Source organism: Lactonifactor longoviformis, from assembly GCF_042848515.1.
GTDB lineage: Bacteria > Bacillota > Clostridia > Lachnospirales > Lachnospiraceae > Lactonifactor > Lactonifactor longoviformis.
This window is the reverse complement of record NZ_AP031453.1, coordinates 4,243,662-4,262,680: the sequence shown is the minus strand read 5'-3', so window position 1 is coordinate 4,262,680 and position 19,019 is coordinate 4,243,662. Positions and strand designations below refer to the sequence as shown.

Sequence of the window (19,019 nt, the reverse complement as noted above, 5' to 3'; positions counted from 1 at the left end):
GAGAGCTGACGTATGAAAGAGAAGAAAAAGTTGTCGCACGTGTTTCAACATGAACAATTTACGCTGATTCTAACATTATTGGCGCTTTGTATTCTCATGTCTCTGCTAAGTGATAAGTTTCTCACCAGCGGCAACATTATCAATGTGCTGCGGCAGGCCTCACAGATTGGAATCTGTGCCATCGGGATGACTATGGTAATCCTGCTGGGCGGAATCGACCTCTCGGTTGGTTCTGTCCAGGGCCTTGCAGGAGTCGCGGCTATTGTGGCTTTGAACCGGACAGACAGTGTGTGCATAGCGGTCCTTACCGGACTTGCAGTGGGGGCTGCCGTAGGGTTTATTAACAGTCTGATCATAACGAAGATGCACATTACTCCTCTTATTTGTACCCTGGGTACCATGTCTATTATTAGTGGCATGGCGCTCGTAACTACCAATGCCGTTTCTTTTCAGGCCACTAACAAAACATATATGCAGATAGGGATTGGAAGGATCGGTGCCATTCCCATCCCGGTAATTATTTTACTTGTGCTGGTCATTATTTTCTATTTCATTCTTAATCATACGGTTTACGGCCGCTACATCTATGCCATTGGAGGAAATCAGAGGTCTGCGGCTCTGGCCGGTATACCGGTGAATAAAATTATTATTATTACTTATACCATATCCGGTATGCTGACAGGCCTTGCGGCAGTGATCCTAAGTGCCAGAATGGCCTCAGGGCAGCCTACTGCAGGTACCGGATTTGAAATGACAGTCATTGCGGCGGTAATCATAGGCGGTGTGAGCCTGTCCGGAGGACGGGGAAGCCTGGGAGGTGCTATGATTGGAGTGCTGACTCTGTATGTGCTGACGAACGGGATGGTGCTGATGGATGTCTCCTCCTTCTGGCAGGATATCATGCGGGGCGTGCTGATTATACTGGCGGTTTATATTGACGAGCGGCGGAAGATGCAGACAACCAGGAAATTAACCCAGGCCAGATTTGCTGCAGAGACTGACAACAAATAAACCAGGAGGTGCAGTATGGAACAAAAACCATATATACAGCTGAATCATATCCATAAAACCTTTCCTGGTGTGTATGCGCTGAGAGACGTTTCCCTTTCTGTTTATCCGGGGGAGGTACACGGACTGGTAGGAGAGAACGGGGCGGGAAAGTCAACTCTTATCAAAGTAATGGCCGGCTATCATACGGCAAACCAGGGAGAGTACCTCATCGAAGGGAAGCCGGCTCAGATTCACAGCCCAAACGATGCTATACGGTCGGGGATTGCTGTGGTGTATCAGGAACTGAATGTGGTGGATAGTTTGAGTGTTGCAGAAAATATATATTTTGGACGTCTTCCAAGAACCGCAGCAGGCACTGTGAGATGGAAAAAGTTATATGAGGATACCAGGACTATCCTGGAGCGCCTTGGGCTGTCGATAGATCCCAAACGGAAGGTAGGATATCTGAGTATTGCCCAGAAACAGCTGGTAGAGATTGCCAGAAGCATATCTATGAACCCCAGAGTCATTATTATGGATGAGCCAACCTCTGCCCTGGCTCCCACGGAGATAGAAATTATACTGCATATTGTAAAAAAACTGAAGGAACAAAAGGTAGGCATTCTTTACATTTCTCACAAGCTGGATGAGGTTTTGGAAATTTGCGACCGGATTACTGTTCTGAGGGATGGGGAATTTATTCAGTGCTTGGAGGGCAGTCAGTCTACGGAGGACAGGCTGATTAACCTTATGGTAGGACGAAAGCTGGACGAAATGTTCCGCAGATCAAATTGTGCAGAAGAGGAAATCGCTCTTAAGGTGGAGGGATTAACCTCAGAAAAGGTAAAGGATATTGACTTTTACGTGAAAAGAGGCGAGATTGTGGGATTCAGCGGCCTGATGGGAGCGGGAAGAACGGAACTGGCAAAGGCTGTCTATGGGGAGGATCCCCGCCTGAAGGGTACTGTAGAGATTTACGGAAAACCTGTTGGAAAAAATTCTAAAGAAAAGTCGGTAAAAATGGGAATGGGATTTATACCGGAGGACCGAAAGGACGAGGGAATCTTTCCCAATCTTGGCATAAAGAAGAACACAACCATTTCTTCTATGGAAGGGTGCTCTGTAAAAGGTGTCATCAAAGGTGCCAGAGAAAGAGAAATTACGGATCGCATGATTGAAGAGCTTCGGATAAAGACACCTGACCGGGAACAGCTGATCGTGAATCTGTCAGGAGGAAACCAACAGAAGGTATTGATTGCCAGATGGCTGGCCAAAAAGAACCTGAAGGTATTAATTGTGGATGAGCCGACCAGAGGGATTGACGTCGGAGCAAAAGCGGAGATCTACGGACTGCTGGATTCACTGGCCAGAAGCGGGCTTGCAGTTGTGGTAATGTCCTCGGAAATGCAGGAGATATTGGGCGTTTGTGACCGGATTTATGTCATGCGGGGAGGGCGGATAGTAGGGGAATATACCGCAGAGGAGGCAACACAGGAGAAACTGCTTTCCAGTGCCATCCAGGCAAGGACATAAAAGGAGAGTGTCTATGAATGGAAGAGAACAATTTTTAACTGTTATGGCTCACAGGCAGCCAGACAGAATTTTTATAATGATAGAGACGGTGAAGCAGTATAGAAAATATTCATTACACTTACCTGAAGTGGAGTAAAGGAGCAGGAGTATGACAGCGAGAGAAAGAATTTTAGGAATGCTTAAGGGAGAGAAAATAGACCGAATTCCATGGTGCGGAGATCTGGCTTATTGGATCGACTATTTAAATGATGAAAAAATTATGCCTGAGAAATATCTGAGAGACCAGTCACTGGAAGAACGGGAGATATTAAGCCAGGGGCTTGCGGCGCCGTTTCACGGCAAAGGCCTGATGGAACTGCACCGGGATCTCAATGTGGGGTTTTATCTCCAGGGATATTTTCCCTTTGACACAGTATACGACGGAGTGGAAGTTGTGACAGAGCTTAAGGGGACAACCAGAACAACTACGGTTAAGACCCCGTACGGAGATATGCAGGAGGTATGGGAATATGTGTTTACCACTCACAGCTGGGGTCCCAGGATTCATATGGTAAAGGACGAAGAGGATCTGAAAAAAGTAAGATATCTTTATGAGCATACGTTCTATGAACCCAACTATAAGCTGGCCGAGGAAAGGACACAGATCGTAGGGGAACAGGGGGTTGTGCTGGTTTATATGCCGAAATGCCCTATTATGGAGATGATTGCCCTTCGGGCGGGAATAGAATCTGTAACTTATATGATTATGGATGCCGAGGAGGAGTGGGAAGAAACCATAGCAGTTATGGAAAAAAAGCATGGGGAGGCCTGTGAGATTGCGTTGAAAGCGCCTTGTGAATGCATTATGATCCCTGATAATCTTTCTTCCGGTTCCATTGGCAGGAATCTGTATCGGAAATATGCATTTGATTATTCAAGAAAATGGACCGATCGAATCCGGAAGGCTGGAAAGCACTCCTTCGTTCACCTGGACGGCACTGTAAATCCTCTGCTTACAGAAGTCTGTGAGGCCGGCTTTGATGTTGTGGAGGGACTGACCCCCTATCCGGTGGGAGATATGAAGTATTCCCAGATGCGGGATATTGCCAATGAAAAGGCAATTCTGTGGGGCGGAATCCCGGGTGGATTTTTTACTCCGGATTACAGCGATGAGGCATTTGACCAATTTGTCATTCCGCTTATTGAAGAGATGTGCCGTGACGGCAGAAGTGTTCTGGCTGTGGGCGATCAGGTCGTACCAGGTGCATCTTTTGAACGGATTCGCAGAGTAAATGAACTTGCGGAGAAATATGGATATTATGAAAAATAGAAGAAAGGCAGGATATATGCTATGAATTCTCTACAACGGATCCAAGCGGTTCTGAGAGGAGAGATTCCGGATCGATTGCCGGTGCTTCCTCAGAGCTTTATGTTTGCTGCCCAAATGGATGGATATTCCATAGGGCAGATCAACAGAAAGCCGGATATTATGGCAAAATGCCATCTGAACAGCCGGGAGAGATTCGGATATGACGGTTGCATAATTGATGTGGACGACGCCTCACTGGCAGAGGCATGCGGGGCCAGTGTGGTATACAGAGAGGATAATGTTGCAGTAGTCAAGGACAGCGAACCTGTGCTCAGAGACCTCAGGGAAATAGACGGCCTTTCTCTACCGGATCCTCTTCGGGACGGCAGGCTTCCGGAATGGCTGGAGGTGACAGAACGCATTGCTGAAAAGGCGGGGGATGAATGCTTTATTATTGGGAGAGCAGATCAGGGACCTTTTAATCTTCTGTGCCTGCTTCGTGGTGCCCAGCAGTTTATGGAAGATTTAATTACAGAGGATGAGGAAGTGATACTGCATGCGCTGGCCTGGACAACAAAGGCTCATGTGAGATTTGCAAAGGCGCAGCTGGAAGCCGGAGCCCATGCTGCAAGTATGGGAGATGCATATGCCAGTCCAAATCTAATCTCTCCCATTGCCTACCGTAAGTTTGCATTTCCCTGGGAGAAAATGGCAGTCGATGAGGTTCAGTCAAGAGAGCATCCCTATGCCATCCATATCTGCGGAGATACCACGGGTATTATAAAAGAAATGGGGGATACGGGAGCCCGTATCCTGGAGGTTGACTGGAAAGTGGACATGGGGAAAGCGCGTGCTTTGGTTCCGGAAAATACAGTGCTCATGGGGAATATCAATCCCAGTGATCCTATGTATCTGGGGACACCGGTCCAGGTAGAGGCACAGGTGAAAAAGATTATTGAGGCTACCCGGGGCAGAGGGATTATTGTAAGCTCAGGCTGTGCACTGGGAGCGAATACAAAACCCGAGAACGTGACGGCGATGGTTGAAGCAGTGAGAAAATATGGGAGCAGAGAATATCTGGAGATTTTACAGACTGAATAAACATACTGTCAGAAAGGATGCAGAATGAGATTAGAACCATTGTATCATGAGGGGTATGGATACAAACCCCTGGTACTCACGGAGAACTGGCAGCTGGCACAGCTTAATTATACCCCCGAACAGGAACCGGAAGCGTTAGAAAAGCTGGATCAGCACGATTTTACAGATGAGACTTTTACACTTGTAAGGGGAAGAGCATTTTTGATTATCTATGACAGTGCTGCCCATGAGAGCGGCTTAATACCTCTGAGAGAGGGAATTACTTATAATGTGCCTGCCATGATGTGGCATAATATTGCTATGGAGCGGGGGAGCTGCGTGTTGATAACCGAAGGGCGCGATGCCCACCTGAAGGGCTTTTCCCAGATTCCTATCCCGGAGAACTTAAAAGAGGAAATCCTGGCATTTCGGGACTGCAGCTGGATATAGAAAACAGAGGATTAGACATTATGCCTAATCCTCTGTTGTGTTAGTTAAAATATATTAGCCTTCTACAATAGCGTCTGTAGGGCAAGCTTCTGCACATGTTCCGCAGTCTACGCAAACATCAGCGTCGATTACATATTTGTCATCGCCCTGGCTGATTGCTTCTGTAGGACATTCGCCTTCGCATGTTCCGCAGCTTACACATTCGTCTGTAATTACGTATGCCATATGTATTATCCTCCTTATCCCTCATTTTCGTTAAAACTTAGATTAGTTTCTAGAGTCATTTTAAACTATTTAGTATTAGAATACAAGTATAAATTTCTAAACAATTGGTAAAGGAAATCCATGGAAACCGTAAAGAAAACGGGATGTTGCCAAAAGTGGTTGAATATCATCTAAAATGGTATTATAATGATAGGACAAAACCAATGAAGGAGGAAATGACCAATGCAGATCACAAAAGAAATGACAATTGGACAGCTGATCCAGCTTGATGAAAATATTGTTCCGATTCTTATGAGAGCAGGAATGCACTGTATCGGATGCCCGTCCGCACAGGGAGAATCTCTGGCAGAGGCTGCCATGGTACACGGCATTGACGCAGACACATTAGAGAGTCAGATCAATGATTTTTTGGCAAACAAATAAATCTATAAAAAGCTGATTTTTAAGGCCGGGAGATGTTCCCGGCCTTATTTTTGCGGAAGGCTGTCGGTATATGCCAAAACAGGGCCGCAGAGGAAAGCTCTGCGGCCCTTAGATATTTTACAAATGATAAAGTTTTTGGAGTGCATCTCTGGAAAGGATACAATCTCCGTGTTCCACCAGGTATGCCTCGCCTCCGGATGTAAAAGACCTGCCCCTTCCATACTCCGACAGAATATTGCATATCTTATTGAATTCTTCCGGCGAGTGGCCGGACTGATGGATAATCAGAACATAATTCCCGGTACGCTGATCCTGATAGAGTGAATTATCTCCTTTGTAGAAATGATTCAGACCATGGGAGGCGGCTATTACCAGATCAATGTTGGAGAACTGATATTCCCTTACCAGATTAATGGGTACTTCAGGGGTAACCTTAGCATCGGATTTGGAGGATTTCTTTTTATTCAGTGCTTTGGATTTAGCTTCATAAATCTTCTGGAAGATATCCAGGATATCGTCCGCACCTTCAAATTCTACAGGACTTTCTTCCGAACCTCCATTCTCTAAAAATGGGGCAAATTTGGAAAATCTGGTATCCAGTTCCTCCGGATCTTCTACTTTTGTTATGATTAAAATAATGCTGTCAGGTGTAACCGGTATTGCTTCTATCATCAGAGGGATGTTGTCAGCCTCAAAACCAAATTTGAAATTAGCCTGCTGCATCATATCACGAAACAGAGTCTTTGCTTTTTCTGTCCCATAGGCCAGTTCACTCAAATGAATCTGACGGTCTTCCAGGTCAGCCTGGGTAAGTGTGCAGCGAATCTGGTTATCGTTGATTTTTTCTATCTTCATTATAATCACATCCTATCTATTAATCTATGTTAAAAACCGTAAAAAGTTCTGGTCTTCCTTTTATATTATATACTACCAAGTGTGTTTATGTAAAGAATTTTGGAGAGTTTTCGTAAAAATGGAAAATTGGGATTTAGGAGTGTAGCGCTTGGACTTCAGCTTAAAGTGATTCAAGTCGGAGTGTATGTGGTGGCGGGGGACGGTGAAAGAAATCCCGCGGCGGCGGGCTGGCCGGTTCGGACAGGAGGGAGGCTTAAGTTCCGGGGACACCTCCGTCGTGAAGAGAGTCTAAGACAAAACCGGAATCCCCGCCGGAGCACCGTTCGTATGTGCAAAGAATGCTTTATGTGCATTCCCTGCCCATGCTCACTTTTTTTCGGCCTGGACTGCCGAAAAAATCTCCAGCGTGAATCCCGGTTTTGCCAAAGACTCTCTAGTTACTCCTGCGGAATCGTCCGCGGAACTTAAGCCTCCCTCCTGTCCGAACCGGCCAGCCCGCCGCCGCGGGATTTCTTTCACCTGGGTATAGGGAAGTTCCAGGGGGAGATTTTTGGCAGTTTATCCCAAACATCAAGTCGCCAATAGTGAGAAATAAGTAGAGGAAAAGTGTACAACTCCCGACCTTCCCCACCCGTTTTCCGTGAATGTGAAGTGAGCCTTTGCCAGGATATAGAAGGGAGCACCGGGGAGACAGGGCCAGGCCAGGGGCCGGGGGATAGGGACCAGTCAGGGAGGTTAAGTGGAGTGAGCCGAAGATCCAGTCCACCAGCTGATTAACGAGGAAGGCTTTCCTGACGAGTTTAGCAGCTGGTAGGACTTAGCTTAGGGGAACGGAGCCTCGAGCTGACTGGTCCCTATCCCCCGGCCCCTGGCCCTGTCTCCCCGGTGCTCCCTTCTATATCCGTCCGTCTGCGACACTCTGCTTCCCGCCTACATAACCCCGAACTTCACATACACAAAACTATATTTTTTTACAAAACCTCTTGCAATCCCCTCAAAATAAGATATAATAACCATAAGAAAAGTCAGGGAAACTGCACATCATTTTCGCAGGAAAGGATGTGGTCGCTAAAGATAACAGCAGATAATAGTATTCCCATGTAAGTAAAAAAGTTCTGTATTCCAATCATGCGGTGTCTCTGCCGCAAAAGAATGAACAGATTCAATTGTTCTTAGATTCCCAAAACAAAGATTTATAGTAATAGAAGCATACTGCAGAATCCTTGTCTTTTCTAATCATATTTGACGCTTTTCGGTGAAGCTGTTTCAGAAAGGAGAAGGGGTAGCTGCAGCTTATAATATATCACAATTTTGCTGGTTATCCGTAAAAAGTATGGGGAAAAAACGTTCCAAAAAGACGGAAACTCTCCGTGAAGAATTAAAGTATTATGAAAGCAAGGGAATCTCTCTGTGGCTGGACGGCAAGGCCAGCACGCCCAGGGAGATTGAAAAGGCCCACAAGATTGCTGAAGACGGAGTCTACATGCGGGACTATGTCCAAAATGAGAAAGGAGAGATTGAGAAGCTGGAATTTGATTTTGTAAAAACTAAATAATACATAAGGAAAGCGGCCTTTTAGTCTATAAGGTCCCACAGTACAGCTGAAAGGCCGCTTATCTGAAACGGGGTACTGCTTTTCTCCTGCGAATTATGGCTGGATCGCGGCTGGGGACTTGCGCCGATTTCTGTGCCTGCTAAAGGGGTGTTTCCCATAGAGGGATGCCAGCATATCTGTATCCTGCAGAATCATATGTCTGCGCAGCGGGGGCATTTTGGTATGATATGGGAAAAAAGCCGTAATTTTTTTAGATGTATGAAAAAAACATAAAATGTCGAATAAGGTAATGACGAAATTTAAAAATATGTTATAATGGTACGGAAAGCAGGAGGTAAACATAATGAAGAAAAAAGTAATACCGATTTTAGTTGCTATGCTGCTGGTAGTAGTTGTAGCATTGGTCGGCATTGTAACGATGACGATTAAGAAACACACGCCGTCGGATAAGGAGATGGATGCGGGTACATATTATAAGGTAGAAAACAGTGATGATGTGGCAGTGATACTGCAGGATGCGGTAAGTGAGAAAAAAGGAAAGTTAATTGACGGAAAAGTATATCTGGATTATGGAACCGTGAGCAGTACGCTGAACAAACGGTTTTACTGGGATAAGAATGAGAACAAATTGTTATATACCACCCCTACGGATATTATAACAATTTCTATAGATGGCAATACCTATCAGGTATCGGGTCAGGAACAGTCCGTAGATTATGTGATCTTTAAACAAGAAGGGGAGGAGGGGTATCTGGCCCTTGATTTTGTAAAGCAATATACGGACATGGATGTTCAGCAGTATGAATCTCCCAATAAAGTTGTAATTCGGTATCAATGGGGAGAGGTATCCGAGGTAACAGCCAGCGATGATACAGTGATACGTTATAGAGGCGGGATTAAAAGCGAGATTTTGACCCATGTGGCCAAAGGGGACACGATGATCCTTCTGGAGGAATTGGAAGAGTGGAGTAAGGTAGCCTCTTCGGACGGGTTTATTGGCTATGTGCTGAAAAAAGATATAGGAAGTCCGGAAAATAAAAGTCTTGAGTCAACTTCAGGATACACAGCACCGGAGTACACTAGTCAGAGGAGGGACTATAAGATTAACCTTCTGTGGCACCAGGTTACCTCCCAGGCTGCCAATGACGGTCTGACACAGGCAGTAGCCAATGTGAAAGGAGTGAATACAATATCCCCCACATGGTTTTCTGTGAGTGATAACGCCGGGAATATTACTTCCCTTGCGGATGCCAATTATGTGGCCGCGGCAAAGCAGCTTGGTATGGAAGTGTGGGCGCTGGTAGATAATTTTAATACAGAGATGAGTACGTATGAAGTACTGTCACACACAACCTCCAGACAGAATCTCATAAATAATCTGGTACAGGCTGTTCTTGGGGCGGGGGCTGCCGGGATTAATGTTGATTTTGAAAGTCTGAAAGAGGAAGAGGGGCCTCACTTTATACAGTTTATCAGAGAACTCTCCATTCAGTGCAGAAAAAACAGTCTGGTATTATCCATAGATAATCCCGTTCCTGAGAATTATACGATGCTTTATGACCGCAGGGAACAGGGAGTAGTGGCAGATTATGTGATCATCATGGGGTACGATGAGCATTTTAAAGGTGATGAGGAGGCCGGATCGGTGGCATCTCTTCCTTTTGTGCAGAAGGGAATTGAAAAAACGCTGGAAGAAGTGCCGGCAGACCGGGTGATTAACGGAATTCCGTTTTACACCAGACTGTGGAAGGTTCCGGACAGCGGCAGCGAGGTTACCAGTGAAGTAATGGCAATGGATCAGGCATCTGCTTATATCAGCGAGAACCAGATTGAAACTTTCTGGGATAAGGAGTCCGGTCAGAATTACGGTGAACTTTCCACGGAGGATGCGACCTATAAGATATGGCTGGAGGACGAACAGTCGCTGGAAGAAAAACTGAAGCTGATACAGCAGTATGAGCTGGCCGGGGTTGCAGAGTGGAAACTTGGATTGGAACGCCCGAGTGTCTGGGATTTAATCAGTAAATATGTGAATTAGGATACCGGGAGTCAGAAGAAAGAGGTGGAGTATATGGGCGAACAGGAAATGTTTAAGACTACAATCATGGGAGGCTTTGATAAAGAGGATGTTTTGGAGCAGGTGCAGAAGCTGAAGGACGATTCTGCATCAAGGCTTGCCAAGCTGAAAAAGGAGCTGGAGGCTAAGGACGCGAAGATAGCAGAGCTGATTAAGCGCCTGGAGTTAAAGGATGCCCAGCAGGCCAGGCTGGAAGAGGAGATACATAACAAATACCAGAAATATATTGAACGTTACGACAGTATTGGAAGGCTGGTATTTGAGGCTCAGGTGAAAGCTGAGGATATGGTTGCCGAAGCGCAGAGGAAGAGCGAGGAAATTATCACTCAGGCCGAGGAAGAGGCAAAACGGCGGGTAGATTCTGTGCAGTCTGAGATTGACGATAAATTGGTTGAGGGCAAGAAAAAATACCTTGCGGTTCAGGATGAGATGAACGGCATTGTGGAACTGATCAATCAGGCTCAAAAACGTTTTATGGCCTCTTATAAAGAGGTGCATCAGATCATCAGCACGATGCCTACTTCGCTGCAGGACATTGAGGATGAGCGGGACGTGGATCTTCTGCACCCGATGGAAGAGCTGGAGATACATGAGATAGAGAAGGAGAAGGCAAAAGAGGTACATCTGGGGGACACCCAGGAGCTGGAGGTAATGGATGCCCTGGACAGTATTGCAGACCTGGATGAATACGATGCGGAAGATGAGATTAATGACCAGCTGGTGAATAAAATTCAAAGTATGCTGGGTGATGACCTGGATGATGATTTGGAAGACTAGAGCCGGAAGATTGGGATTATTAGAAGCTCCCTTAAAGCATATACTTTAAAGAATATGCTTTAAGGGAGCTTCTCATTATGAGAAAAAAGGCAATTGAGCTTCTGATGGCGGTTCTTCTACTGGTAGGGGCATTTTTTCTGTCAAAAGAAGGGGCTGAGCTAGTCAGTAAGGAGCTGGCACAGGATGCAAAAGTAATAGTGGTAGATGCAGGACATGGAGGAATCGATCCTGGGGTTATCGGAATCGGAGGGCTGAAAGAAAAAGATATCAATCTTCAGATTGCTAAGAAAGTAAAGAAAAAACTGGAGAAAGAAGGCTACACCATTGTAATGACCCGAACCAAAGATGAAGGTCTTTACGAGGAAAATACTAATAATAAAAAAGTTCAGGATATGCAGAACCGATGCAATCTGATCAAAGAGAAAAAGCCGGTTATGACAATCAGCATCCACCAGAACAGTTATCCCGATGCATCAGTCTGCGGTCCCCAGGTTTTTTATTTTACACACTCTGCAGAGGGGGCAAAGCTGGGAAAATCCATCCAGGATCAGCTGAATACATATCTGGAGGTTGCCCGGCCCAGGGTTGAGAAAGGCAACAGTACTTACTATCTGTTAAAGAAGAGTGAGGGTGTTCTTACTATAGTAGAATGCGGGTTTCTGACGAATCCGGATGAAGCTGCAAAACTGCAGACAAAAGAATATCAGGATAAGGTCGCGGAAGCTGTATGCCAGGGGGTTTTGGAATATCTGGGCAATAAATAGACAATATATAAATAAAATAATTATTGTCTACAAAAAAGAGGGCAAACAACTTAAAATGACAATAAAATTTCTTTATAATAAAGTACGTAGCCGAGAAACCCATAGGAAAAGGGGGAATTTTATGAAGATTGCAATTACCTGCCACTACGCGAAGCTTCCGGAAGAACATCCGACCTGGATACGGGCGGTACAAATGGCAGATGTTGTTCTCAGCAAATCCCAGAATCTCACACAGGATGAGCTTCTGGAATTTGTACAGGGAGCAGATGCGCTGATCACAGGGACGGACTGGATGCGGAGAGATGTCATTGAACAGCTGCCCGAATGCCTGAAGATTATATCCAGACCTGCTGTGGGATATGACCGGGTGGATGTGGCGGCGGCAAAAGAGAGGGGAATTGCAGTGTGCAATGCTCCCGGCGCTAATTCGGATTCTGTGGCCGAGCTCACCGTTGGCCTGCTGTTAGCCTGTGCCAGAAAGATACCCGATCATGTGTCAGAGTGCAGAGAATACTGCTGGAAGGCCGGAGAAAAATGCTCAGAGCTGAAGGGGAAGACGATTGGTATCTGGGGGCTTGGCGCTATCGGAAGAGGAGTAGCCCTGCGGCTGAGAGCATTTGGCATGAATATTTTAGCCAACGATATTCTCTCCCGGGAGGAATTTTGCAGAGAAAACGGGATACAGCAGGTTACGGAGGAGGAACTTCTGACCAGAAGTGACTTTATTTCTCTGCATATGCCGGCCAATGATCAGACACATCATATGATTAACCGTGAGACCATAGCCCTAATGAAAGACGGAGCAGGACTGATTAATGCGGCAAGGGGGGCTTTAGTGGATCATGAGGCAGTATATGATGGGCTGATCAGCGGCAAACTAAAATTTTACGGAGCAGATGTTATGGAGAATGAGCCGCCCGGCAGGGATAAGCTGTTTACACTGGACAATGCATATATCACGCCTCATATAGGGGCCAACACCAGAGAGGCTACAGAAAAGATGCTGGATATTGCTCTGTGCAACGCTCTGGACCTGCTGGAAGGAAAGGCGTGCCGAAATATTGTGAATCCATAAGTTTCAGGGAGTTTGGAGACAGGGGACACGGATTTCCCCAACGCGGAAAAAAATATTTTACTTTGCCTAATCTGGTGGTATAATGTTAAGGAGTATACTTTAGCATACGGCGAAGGCCGTATGCCTGCCCGATGGACATGTATTTACAGGTGCCATTGGGTATCATGTGATAAGAGGTACGAGATGGAGACAAAAATAGTAACTGTGGATCCTAAGGATCCGGATCGGCATGTGATAGAAGAAGCAGGGAGAATACTCCGCAGAGGCGGACTGGTAGCCTTTCCGACGGAGACGGTATATGGTCTGGGAGGAGATGGGCTGAATCCAAAAGCCTCCGGGAAAATATACCGGGCGAAAGGAAGGCCGTCAGACAATCCCCTTATCATTCATATTGCGGATTCAGACAGTCTGAACACGATTACCTCTGAATTTCCCTGGCAGGCTGAGGCATTGGCAGATGCATTTTGGCCGGGCCCGCTGACTATGATACTTCAAAAGAGCAGTAAGGTGCCTTATGAAACCACGGGAGGGCTGGACAGCGTAGCTGTACGTATGCCCAGCCACCCTGTTGCCATGGCGGTAATACAGGCTGGGGGCGGTTTTATAGCTGCCCCCAGCGCCAATACGTCAGGGCGTCCAAGCCCCACAGAGGCCAGACATGTAATTGAAGATCTTCAGGGGAAGATTGATATGATTGTGGATGGAGGCATGGTAGGGATTGGTCTGGAGTCTACAATTGTAGACTGCACCGAAGAGGTACCGGTTATCTTAAGACCGGGTTATATTAACCAGGAGATGATCCAAAAGATTGTCGGCAGAGTGAAGATGGACAAAGGACTTCTGATTACAGATGAAAACGTAAAGCCAAAAGCCCCGGGGATGAAATACCGGCATTACGCCCCTAAGGCTGAGCTTACGATTGTTGAGGGTGAAAGCACCCTGGTGGTTCGCAGAATTAATGAATTAACTGACGAATTCCGGAGACAAGGTGCAAGAGTGGGAATTATCGGGACAGATGAAACTGCCGGTCAGTATCGGGCGGATGTGGTGAAAAGCATTGGCACAAGAAAAGAAGAAGAAAGCATTGCGCTGCATCTATTTGGCATTTTGCGGGAATTTGATGAGGCAGATGTGGACTTTATATTTTCTGAATCATTCCGGACGCCCCAGATGGGACAGGCAATTATGAACCGGCTGCTGAAAGCTGCCGGTCACCGAATCATTTATGTGTAAGGAGCAAGGCGAATGAATCAATATCAGAAAATTATCTTCGTGGACTCTAGTGATACCACACGGAGCCCTATGGCGGAGGTAGTATTAAAATCTATGAAAATGGATTACCCTATTTCCATACACTCCAGAGGACTTGTGGTCCTTTTTCCGGAACCTATGAATCAGAAGGCAGAGGCGATTTTAATCAGCAATGGATATGGTTCACAGAAACATATGTCAAAACCGCTGACACAGGATGACATTGGAGATGGATCCGGTGTGCTGCTACTGACGATGGAAGACAGTCAGAAAGAAAAGGTGTTTCAGGAATACAGCAATTTAAAGCATGTGTATACGGTGCGCGAGTTTTTGGGACACAGCGGGGATTTGAGGGCACTTTATGGGGCTCCGCTCATCGAGTACGGTTTATTTTATGAAGTACTCAAAGGGTTGATGGAGGAACTGGTAATAAAACTATGTGAGGAGGAAATACTAGAATGATAGCTTTAGGATGTGACCATGGAGGTTACGAATTAAAACAGGAAATTATTAAATATCTCAGCGAGAAGGAGATCCCCTTTAAGGATTTCGGCTGTGACAGTACAGAGGCAGTGGATTACCCTGTATATGCCAGAAAGGTTGGACATGCTATCTTAGACGGAACATGTGAGAAAGGAATTATTATCTGCGGGACGGGAATTGGAATTTCTATCGCAGCCAACAAGATGCCCGGGATCCGCGCGGCCCTCTGTACGGACTGTTTCTGTGCGGAAGCGACCAGACAGCATAACGATGCCAATGTTCTTGCGCTGGGCGGAAGGGTAGTAGGCCCCGGCCTTGCTGTAAAGATTGTAGATACATTTTTAAATACTGAATTTTCCCATGCAGAGAGACATCAGAGGAGAATTGACTTAATTGAATCCGAAGAGGAATAAAAAATAAGCATTTCTATAGACAAAGGAGGAAGCGTTGTGGCAAAGGTAATGGTGATGGAACACCCTTTAATTCAGCATAAGATTGGTATTATCCGCAGGACAGGCACCAGTTCAAAGGAATTCCGGGAACTGGTTGGAGAAGTAGCTATGTTTATGGCTTATGAGGCAACACGGGATCTGAAGCTTCGGGAGATTGAGATTGAGACTCCCCTGGCAAAGACAAAGGCTATGCAGCTGGCGGGAAAGAAACTGGCGGTTGTACCGATTTTAAGGGCAGGACTTGGAATGGTGGAGGGGATGCTTGCCATGATACCCGCAGCGAAGGTGGGGCACATCGGCCTGTACCGGGATCCGGATACGCTGGAGCCGGTAGAGTATTACTGCAAGCTTCCGGCAGATTCCAGCGAGCGGGAGGTCTTTGTAGTGGATCCTATGCTGGCAACCGGAGGTTCCGCTGTGGCTGCCATCGCCATGTTAAAGGAGAAAGGGGTAAAGAATATCCGCTTCCTCTGTCTCATAGCCGCGCCGGAGGGACTCAAGAAACTGCAGGAAACCCATCCGGATGTTGATATCTATGTAGGTGCCCTGGACGATCACCTGAATGAACACGGCTACATAGTGCCGGGACTGGGAGACGCCGGGGATCGAATATTCGGTACCAAGTAAGCTGGGAGGGCTGTGATGCAGGGAAAAAGAACAGATTATATCTCATGGGACGAATACTTTATGGGGGTAGCCAAACTGGCCGGGATGCGCTCAAAAGACCCGAATTCTCAGGTGGGGTGCTGCATTGTCAGTGCGGACAATAAAATATTGTCCATGGGCTATAACGGTTTTCCCAGAGGATGTTCAGATGATGAATTCCCCTGGGACAGGGAAGGAGAACCCTCAGATACAAAATACCTCTATGTAACCCACAGTGAACTGAATGCCATACTGAATTACCGGGGGGGAAGCCTGGAAGGGGCCAAGCTGTATGTGTCCTTATTCCCGTGTAATGAGTGTGCCAAAGCGATTATCCAGGCAGGAATTAAAACTGTGGTCTATGATAATGACAAATATGCAGATACCCCCTCCGTCGTTGCGTCAAAGCGCATGATGGATGCCGCGGGTGTGCGGTATTATAAATACAGCAGAACAGGACGGGAGATTCGTTTTACCGTTTAGTCAAGGAAAGTGCCCGTGGGCACATGTGTGGGAATCAGCTATTTTCAATGGAAGCAGAGATTGAAAATAGCTGTTTCCTTGTTTTTCATAAGGAGGTGAATGAATGCAGATAGAGATGCCCAGGAAGGTTGAATCTATCATCGAAACACTCAGCAGCTGCGGATACGAGGCGTATGCCGTGGGAGGGTGTGTGCGGGATACGATTTTGGGTAGAATTCCGGATGACTGGGATATCACTACGTCGGCCAGGCCTGAGGAAGTTAAAAAAATATTTGGAAGAACGGTAGACACAGGGCTGGTACACGGCACTGTGACAGTTATGATCGGAAAAGAAGGCTTTGAGGTGACAACCTATCGGATTGACGGAGCGTACGAAGACAACAGGCATCCCCTGGAAGTGACTTTTACTCCCAGTCTGAAAGAAGATTTAAAGCGCCGTGATTTTACCATAAATGCTATGGCTTATAATCACCGGGACGGGCTGATCGATATCTTTGACGGGATGGGAGATTTGGAAAAGAAGAGAATCCGCTGTGTGGGGGAACCTTTGGAACGGTTTCAGGAAGATGCTCTGCGTATGCTGAGGGCCGTCAGGTTTTCTGCCCAGCTGGGGTTTTCTATAGAGTCCCGGACAAGAGAAGGGGTTAAACTTCTGGCGCCGAACTTGAAGGCAATCAGCGCGGAGCGAATACAGACGGAGCTGGTAAAGCTCATTGTATCAGATCATCCGGAAATGCTGGGGGAGGCCTTTTCCACAGGGATGACAAAGCAGTTTTTACCGGAATTCGACAGTATGATGGGAACCGATCAGAACAATCCTCACCACAAGTATTCGGTGGGAGAGCATGTGCTCAAGTCAATGGAGTATGTGGAAAACAATAAAGTATTAAGGCTTACCATGCTTCTTCATGATGTGGGAAAGCCCCTGGTAAAAACAACCGATGAGGAAGGGATCGATCATTTTAAGACCCATAACGCAGTGGGAGAAAAACTCGCGGGAGAGATCCTCCGCCGTCTGAAATTCGATAATGATACCATTGCAAAAGTAAGCAGGCTGGTGAAATGGCACGATTACTGGGTACAGCCCAAATATCGTGCAGTGCGCAGGGCTGTGAACAAAGTCGGGGAGGAACTATACCCATACCTATTAAAAGTGCAGAGGGCAGACGCTTTGGCCCAAAGCAATTATCAGCAGGAAGAAAAGCTGAGACGTCTGGATGAAGTAGAAGAGATGTACCGGCATATAATAGAAGAAAAACAATGCGTATCCTTGAAGGATCTGGCAGTGTCAGGCAGGGATCTGATACAGTGCGGTATGAAGCCGGGAAGGGCAATTGGGGAAGAACTGAACCGGCTCCTTGAACTGGTGTTGGAGGAACCGGAGAAGAATGATAGAGACTTCCTTCTTCAGGTAATGAAGGAAGACCTAAAAAGGGACAGGTCAAACTGAATATGGGACACCCTGAAGTCAAAAGGGGACGTGTTCTTTGTAGAAGGAACACGTCCCCTTTTGGCATTTTTGTGCTCCGGGGTTCATAAAATAAAAAGGACGCAAAATAAAGGGGGATGAACATAAGTGTATGACCGTGGGTTAAGTATATTGGAGCAGTATGATTTAACAGCGACTAATACATACCGGGGGAGAGGATCCCTCATCTGTAATACCCAGCAGGGACTTGTGCTGATCAAGGAATTCCAGGGGTCTGCGAAAAAGCTGGTGCAGCAGGAAGTTCTGCAGAGACAGCTGGAGGCAGGCGAATTGCTGATTGACACTGTGTACGCAAATCAGGAAGGGCAGCTGGTGTCCTTTGATAAGGATAATATCCCATATTATCTCAGGCGCTGGTATGAGGGCAGGGAATGTGATACAAAGGCGAAAGAGGATATACTGAGGAGCATTAAAGCTCTGGCTAGTTTACATAAAATTATGCACATGCCTGTGGAGGAGAATTATGTAAAGGAATCCCTGCTTCAGGAATACGGGAGACATAATGCTGAATTGAGAAAGATCCAGAAGTTTATCCGCAGCAAACGCCAGAAGAACAGGTTTGAACTCCGCTATCTGGAAAGCGTGGGATGGTATCTGGCTCAGGGGGAAGAAGTGATCCGCCAGCTGATTGCGTCTGATTATGATACCCTTAGGAAGGATGCGATGTCCAGAGGGGATATCTGCCACGGGGAATTTAACCAGCATAACGTACTGTTCGTGAATCAGAAAATTGCAGTAACGAATTTTGACAAGTGGAATTACGACATCCAGACAGCAGATCTCTACCAGTTTATGAGAAAAATTCTGGAGAAGCATAACTGGGATAAGGAACTGGGAAAACAAATGCTGGAGGAATACAATAAGGAAAGGCCGCTGTCCGGCATGGAGCTTGATAATCTGAGACTGCGGTTTGCATATCCTGAAAAATTCTGGAAGCTGGCCAATTATTATTACAATCACAAGAAGGCCTGGGTCTCCCAAAAAAGCGAGGAAAAACTGGATACGCTTATCGCTCAGAAGGGGGTTTGGCTGGGGTTTTTAGAGGAAATGTGCAAAATGCGGGGAAAAAACTAGGCATTATTACCTGAATCTGCTATAATAGAAAAAACATTATTGCAGGGAGG

General features: G+C 46.4%; 21 protein-coding genes. 19 read left to right on the top strand and 2 right to left on the bottom strand.

Annotation, left to right across the window (positions count from 1 at the left end):
- Positions 1-12: 12 nt before the first annotated feature.
- Genes ACGHCT_RS19465 through ACGHCT_RS19440 form a run of 6 tightly spaced genes read left to right on the top strand, consistent with a single transcriptional unit; the run spans position 13 to position 5,341 of the window.
- The gene (locus ACGHCT_RS19465) at positions 13-1,011 is read left to right on the top strand and encodes an ABC transporter permease (RefSeq protein WP_072851629.1); all 999 of its coding nucleotides are present in this window, start codon (positions 13-15) and stop codon (positions 1,009-1,011) included.
- Between the two features lie 15 nt (positions 1,012-1,026).
- On the top strand, positions 1,027-2,523 hold the full coding sequence (locus ACGHCT_RS19460; protein WP_390437269.1) for a sugar ABC transporter ATP-binding protein: 1,497 nt from the start codon (positions 1,027-1,029) through the stop codon (positions 2,521-2,523).
- Positions 2,524-2,536: 13 nt separating this feature from the next.
- Positions 2,537-2,659: a hypothetical protein gene (locus ACGHCT_RS19455; RefSeq protein WP_390437268.1), complete on the top strand. Its 123-nt coding sequence runs from the start codon at positions 2,537-2,539 to the stop codon at positions 2,657-2,659.
- A 12-nt stretch (positions 2,660-2,671) separates the two neighbouring features.
- Complete coding sequence (locus tag ACGHCT_RS19450; RefSeq protein WP_390437267.1) at positions 2,672-3,832, top strand: uroporphyrinogen decarboxylase family protein; 1,161 nt, start codon at positions 2,672-2,674, stop codon at positions 3,830-3,832.
- Positions 3,833-3,853: 21 nt separating this feature from the next.
- Entirely contained in the window at positions 3,854-4,912 is a 1,059-nt protein-coding gene (locus tag ACGHCT_RS19445; RefSeq protein ID WP_390437266.1) for a uroporphyrinogen decarboxylase family protein, read from the top strand.
- 24 nt (positions 4,913-4,936) lie between these two features.
- Positions 4,937-5,341 carry a hypothetical protein gene (locus tag ACGHCT_RS19440; RefSeq protein ID WP_072851641.1) on the top strand — a complete coding sequence of 135 codons (405 nt, stop codon included), beginning with the start codon at positions 4,937-4,939 and terminating at the stop codon, positions 5,339-5,341.
- 54 nt (positions 5,342-5,395) lie between these two features.
- On the opposite strand, the gene ACGHCT_RS19435 is transcribed toward ACGHCT_RS19440, so the two are convergent.
- The gene (locus tag ACGHCT_RS19435; protein WP_072851643.1) at positions 5,396-5,566 is read right to left on the bottom strand and encodes a DUF362 domain-containing protein; all 171 of its coding nucleotides are present in this window, start codon (positions 5,564-5,566) and stop codon (positions 5,396-5,398) included.
- Between the two features lie 222 nt (positions 5,567-5,788).
- On the opposite strand from ACGHCT_RS19435, the gene ACGHCT_RS19430 reads away from it, so the two are divergent.
- The gene (locus tag ACGHCT_RS19430; RefSeq protein WP_072851646.1) at positions 5,789-5,989 is read left to right on the top strand and encodes a DUF1858 domain-containing protein; all 201 of its coding nucleotides are present in this window, start codon (positions 5,789-5,791) and stop codon (positions 5,987-5,989) included.
- A gap of 117 nt (positions 5,990-6,106) precedes the next feature.
- Here the strand turns inward: ACGHCT_RS19430 and ACGHCT_RS19425 are convergent, their stop codons facing one another.
- The gene (locus tag ACGHCT_RS19425; protein ID WP_390437265.1) at positions 6,107-6,844 is read right to left on the bottom strand and encodes an adaptor protein MecA; all 738 of its coding nucleotides are present in this window, start codon (positions 6,842-6,844) and stop codon (positions 6,107-6,109) included.
- A gap of 1,333 nt (positions 6,845-8,177) precedes the next feature.
- Here ACGHCT_RS19425 and ACGHCT_RS19420 point away from each other — a divergent pair.
- The 12 genes from ACGHCT_RS19420 to ACGHCT_RS19365 all read left to right on the top strand — a co-directional run bounded on the left by ACGHCT_RS19420 (position 8,178) and on the right by ACGHCT_RS19365 (position 18,969).
- A complete protein-coding gene (locus tag ACGHCT_RS19420) occupies positions 8,178-8,399 on the top strand; it encodes a hypothetical protein (protein WP_072851651.1) in 222 nt (73 codons plus the stop codon).
- 343 nt (positions 8,400-8,742) lie between these two features.
- Positions 8,743-10,437 carry a glycosyl hydrolase family 18 protein gene (locus ACGHCT_RS19415; protein ID WP_390437264.1) on the top strand — a complete coding sequence of 565 codons (1,695 nt, stop codon included), beginning with the start codon at positions 8,743-8,745 and terminating at the stop codon, positions 10,435-10,437.
- A gap of 33 nt (positions 10,438-10,470) precedes the next feature.
- Positions 10,471-11,253 carry a hypothetical protein gene (locus ACGHCT_RS19410; RefSeq protein ID WP_072851655.1) on the top strand — a complete coding sequence of 261 codons (783 nt, stop codon included), beginning with the start codon at positions 10,471-10,473 and terminating at the stop codon, positions 11,251-11,253.
- Between the two features lie 77 nt (positions 11,254-11,330).
- Complete coding sequence (locus tag ACGHCT_RS19405) at positions 11,331-12,017, top strand: N-acetylmuramoyl-L-alanine amidase (protein WP_072851657.1); 687 nt, start codon at positions 11,331-11,333, stop codon at positions 12,015-12,017.
- Between the two features lie 121 nt (positions 12,018-12,138).
- A complete protein-coding gene (locus ACGHCT_RS19400; RefSeq protein ID WP_072851659.1) occupies positions 12,139-13,092 on the top strand; it encodes a phosphoglycerate dehydrogenase in 954 nt (317 codons plus the stop codon).
- Positions 13,093-13,275: 183 nt separating this feature from the next.
- The gene (locus ACGHCT_RS19395; RefSeq protein WP_072851661.1) at positions 13,276-14,325 is read left to right on the top strand and encodes an L-threonylcarbamoyladenylate synthase; all 1,050 of its coding nucleotides are present in this window, start codon (positions 13,276-13,278) and stop codon (positions 14,323-14,325) included.
- Positions 14,326-14,337: 12 nt separating this feature from the next.
- Positions 14,338-14,805, top strand: coding sequence for a hypothetical protein (locus ACGHCT_RS19390; RefSeq protein WP_072851663.1), 468 nt, complete (start codon positions 14,338-14,340; stop codon positions 14,803-14,805).
- Complete coding sequence (gene rpiB, locus ACGHCT_RS19385; protein ID WP_072851665.1) at positions 14,802-15,239, top strand: ribose 5-phosphate isomerase B; 438 nt, start codon at positions 14,802-14,804, stop codon at positions 15,237-15,239. The genes ACGHCT_RS19390 and rpiB overlap by 4 nt, the downstream gene beginning before the upstream one ends.
- Positions 15,240-15,275: 36 nt before the next feature.
- Entirely contained in the window at positions 15,276-15,905 is a 630-nt protein-coding gene (gene upp, locus ACGHCT_RS19380; protein ID WP_072851667.1) for a uracil phosphoribosyltransferase, read from the top strand.
- A 15-nt stretch (positions 15,906-15,920) separates the two neighbouring features.
- Positions 15,921-16,406, top strand: coding sequence for a dCMP deaminase family protein (locus tag ACGHCT_RS19375; RefSeq protein ID WP_072851669.1), 486 nt, complete (start codon positions 15,921-15,923; stop codon positions 16,404-16,406).
- Positions 16,407-16,509: 103 nt separating this feature from the next.
- Entirely contained in the window at positions 16,510-17,856 is a 1,347-nt protein-coding gene (locus tag ACGHCT_RS19370) for a CCA tRNA nucleotidyltransferase (protein ID WP_072851671.1), read from the top strand.
- A gap of 126 nt (positions 17,857-17,982) precedes the next feature.
- Positions 17,983-18,969 (top strand): hypothetical protein, encoded by a 987-nt coding sequence (locus tag ACGHCT_RS19365; RefSeq protein ID WP_072851673.1) that lies wholly within the window; start codon positions 17,983-17,985, stop codon positions 18,967-18,969.
- Positions 18,970-19,019: the final 50 nt, after the last annotated feature.

Bases quoted from the DNA above. Each gene is read 5' to 3' on its own strand.
- ACGHCT_RS19400 (WP_072851659.1), top strand. From the start codon at position 12,139: ATGAAGATTGCAATTACCTGCCACTACGCGAAGCTTCCGGAAGAACAT.
- ACGHCT_RS19465 (WP_072851629.1), top strand. From the start codon at position 13: ATGAAAGAGAAGAAAAAGTTGTCGCACGTGTTTCAACATGAACAATTT.
- ACGHCT_RS19435 (WP_072851643.1), bottom strand. From the start codon at position 5,566: ATGGCATACGTAATTACAGACGAATGTGTAAGCTGCGGAACATGCGAA.
- rpiB (WP_072851665.1), top strand. From the start codon at position 14,802: ATGATAGCTTTAGGATGTGACCATGGAGGTTACGAATTAAAACAGGAA.
- ACGHCT_RS19415 (WP_390437264.1), top strand. From the start codon at position 8,743: ATGAAGAAAAAAGTAATACCGATTTTAGTTGCTATGCTGCTGGTAGTA.
- ACGHCT_RS19370 (WP_072851671.1), top strand. From the start codon at position 16,510: ATGCAGATAGAGATGCCCAGGAAGGTTGAATCTATCATCGAAACACTC.
- ACGHCT_RS19405 (WP_072851657.1), top strand. From the start codon at position 11,331: ATGAGAAAAAAGGCAATTGAGCTTCTGATGGCGGTTCTTCTACTGGTA.
- ACGHCT_RS19460 (WP_390437269.1), top strand. From the start codon at position 1,027: ATGGAACAAAAACCATATATACAGCTGAATCATATCCATAAAACCTTT.
- ACGHCT_RS19430 (WP_072851646.1), top strand. From the start codon at position 5,789: ATGCAGATCACAAAAGAAATGACAATTGGACAGCTGATCCAGCTTGAT.
- ACGHCT_RS19390 (WP_072851663.1), top strand. From the start codon at position 14,338: ATGAATCAATATCAGAAAATTATCTTCGTGGACTCTAGTGATACCACA.
- ACGHCT_RS19455 (WP_390437268.1), top strand. From the start codon at position 2,537: ATGAATGGAAGAGAACAATTTTTAACTGTTATGGCTCACAGGCAGCCA.
- ACGHCT_RS19450 (WP_390437267.1), top strand. From the start codon at position 2,672: ATGACAGCGAGAGAAAGAATTTTAGGAATGCTTAAGGGAGAGAAAATA.
- ACGHCT_RS19410 (WP_072851655.1), top strand. From the start codon at position 10,471: ATGGGCGAACAGGAAATGTTTAAGACTACAATCATGGGAGGCTTTGAT.
- ACGHCT_RS19375 (WP_072851669.1), top strand. From the start codon at position 15,921: ATGCAGGGAAAAAGAACAGATTATATCTCATGGGACGAATACTTTATG.
- ACGHCT_RS19395 (WP_072851661.1), top strand. From the start codon at position 13,276: ATGGAGACAAAAATAGTAACTGTGGATCCTAAGGATCCGGATCGGCAT.
- ACGHCT_RS19420 (WP_072851651.1), top strand. From the start codon at position 8,178: ATGGGGAAAAAACGTTCCAAAAAGACGGAAACTCTCCGTGAAGAATTA.
- ACGHCT_RS19440 (WP_072851641.1), top strand. From the start codon at position 4,937: ATGAGATTAGAACCATTGTATCATGAGGGGTATGGATACAAACCCCTG.
- ACGHCT_RS19445 (WP_390437266.1), top strand. From the start codon at position 3,854: ATGAATTCTCTACAACGGATCCAAGCGGTTCTGAGAGGAGAGATTCCG.
- ACGHCT_RS19425 (WP_390437265.1), bottom strand. From the start codon at position 6,844: ATGAAGATAGAAAAAATCAACGATAACCAGATTCGCTGCACACTTACC.